2 protein-coding genes are annotated in these 2,470 nt (G+C 62.3%); both read right to left on the reverse strand.

Annotated elements, in window-relative coordinates:
• Positions 1 to 131: 131 nt before the first annotated feature.
• Positions 132 to 860 (reverse strand): IS21-like element ISPkr1 family helper ATPase IstB, encoded by a 729-nt coding sequence (gene istB, locus DDZ14_RS19100; RefSeq protein WP_109426560.1) that lies wholly within the window; start codon positions 858 to 860, stop codon positions 132 to 134.
• Positions 793 to 2,358: an IS21 family transposase gene (gene istA / locus DDZ14_RS19105; protein WP_109426561.1), complete on the reverse strand. Its 1,566-nt coding sequence runs from the start codon at positions 2,356 to 2,358 to the stop codon at positions 793 to 795. Before istA ends, istB begins: the two co-directional genes overlap by 68 nt.
• Between the last annotated feature and the right edge of the window lie 112 nt (positions 2,359 to 2,470).

Raw genomic sequence — 2,470 nt, forward strand, 5'->3', positions numbered from 1 at the left:
TGTCAAACGGCATCCAATATTGACCTCCTATAGGCGTCCAAAAATGACCCCCCTTTGGGCATGGGTAGCTGGCCCGATACGGTGTAGCCATCACACAGCGCAGCCGTATCGGGCCAGCGGGGTGCGGGGCGTCATTCCCGGGTTTTGAAGCGCCAACTCTCGTTGCCGGTTTCGACGATGTCGCAGTGATGAGTGAGGCGATCGAGGAGCGCCGTCGTCATCTTGGCGTCCCCGAAGACCGTGGGCCATTCGCCGAAGTCCAGGTTCGTCGTCACGATGATCGAGGTGCGCTCGTAGAGACGGCTGATGAGGTGGAACAGCAGCTGGCCACCGGTCTGGGCGAACGGCAGGTAGCCGAGCTCGTCGAGGATCAGGAAGTCCAGGCGGCACAGCAGGTCTGCAGAGCGACCCTGGCGATCTGCACGGGCTTCAGCATCGAGCTTGTTCACCAGGTCCACGACGTTGAAGAACCGACCACGTTTGCCACGACGGATGCAGGCTCTGGCGATGCTTACGGCGAGGTGGGATTTGCCGGTCCCGGTGCCGCCGATGAGCACGACATTGCGCTGATGTTCGAGGAACTCGCCGGAGGCCAGATCGCGCACCAGTGTCTCGTTGACCGGCGTGTCTTCGAAGGAGAACTCATCGACTTCCTTGGCCAGCGGCAACTTGGCGATGGTCATCTGGTATTTGATCGAGCGCGCCTGCTTCTCACTGATCTCGGCGTTCAGCAGATCGCCGACGATCTGTTGCGGTTCGTGCTGACGCTTCACCGCCGTGGCGATGATCTCGTCATAAGCCGCCTTCATTCCGTAGAGTTTGAGCTGGCTCATCGCGTCCAGCACCTGCGATCTTTCCATGTTCGGGTCTCCTGAGGCTGTCGTAACGTTTGCAATCGGCCGCGGGCTCGCAGGTCAGCCGCAGGCCATCCGGTGTCGCGATGTTCAGCGGCGACGGCGGCTCGCGATGCCGGGCCAGGATGTTGAGAACGACAGAGGATGCTGGGGCTCCTTCCGTCAGCGCCTCAGCGCAGGCAGCCTCGACCGCCTCCAGCCCGTCCGTCGGGATCATGCTCAGGATCTGGACCATTTGGCGGTCGCCGTTTGGCACCTTGCCAAGCTTACGCTGCACACGCCTGATGGCTGGCGGCAGTTCCCAGTCTTTGAAGGGTGCGCCATTCCTTAGGGCCCCGGGCTTGCGGGCCAGGACCGGAATGTAGTGCAGCGGATCGTAGATCGCCTTGTCCCGACCAAAGGCACGGCCGTGTTCGCCGACGATCTTGCCGTCCTGCCAGAACTCGACGCGCTCGGCGTAGGCACGGACCTCCACCGGGCGGCCGACTGCGCGTCCGTCGACCGAGTAACGGTTCTTGTCGAACCGCACGAGGCATGTCTTCGAGACTGAGGCCGGCACGGCATGGAAGCCGTCGAAAGGGCCGACATAGGGCACCAGGCTCGCGCGTTCATCTTGGAACACTTCCCAGATCGTTCGATCCCGAAGCTCCTGGTGCGGATGGGACTTGGCCCAAGCGACGCAGCGATCCTCGAGCCAAGCGTTGAGCTCGGCGTAACTCTTGAACCGCGGCCGCGGCACGAAGAACCGCCGCCGGACAACGCCGACCTGGTTCTCGACCTGGCCCTTCTCCCAGCCAGATGCCGGGGTGCAGGCGACAGGGTCGACCAGGTAGTGCCCACACATCTGCTGGAACCGCCGATTGTAGGCGCGCTCGCGGCCGACGAAGATCGTGTCCACCGCGGTCTTCATGTTGTCGTAGATGCCCCGCGCACAGGCCCCACCGAAGAAGGCAAAGGCCTTGTCGTGCGCATCGAACACCATCTCCTGCGTCTCGCGCGGATAGGCCCGGACAAACAGCATCCGGCTGTGGCAGAGCCGGACATGCGCGACCTTCACCGTGGTCGTCACCCCGTCGATCACCACGATCTCATGGCTCCAGTCGAACTGGTAGGCTTCACCCGGATCGAAGGTCAGCGGCACATAGGCGGCGGCAGATGCCTCCTCTTCCTCCTTGGACCAAGAGGCCGCGTAACGTCGGACAGCATCGTAGCCGCCATTATACCCGAGGGCTCTGAGCTCCTCGAAAATCCGGATGCGGGTCAGTCGCTCGCGCTTTGGCTTCCGCGCATTCGCCGCCAGCATCTCGTCGAGCTTGTCCTTCCAAGGGCCGATCTTCGGCTGTGGCTGGACGCTGCGCTCGTAGGTCAGCTCCGTCGCACCCGACCGGATCACCTTGCGCACCGTGTTCCGTGACACCCGCAGATCCCGGCAGATCTGCTTGATGGATTTCTTGTCCTGAAAATACGCCCGACGGATCTTCGCAATCGTCTCCACAACCAACATCCCACACTGTGCTCCCCGATGACCTCGGGAGCATCATCACCATCAATGTAAGGGGGTCATTTTTAGACGCCGATCACCCCGCTATGGGGTCAATTTTGCACGCCTGTTCACA

The organism is Maritimibacter sp. 55A14, from assembly GCF_003122205.1.
Taxonomy (GTDB): Bacteria; Pseudomonadota; Alphaproteobacteria; order Rhodobacterales; family Rhodobacteraceae; genus QEYE01.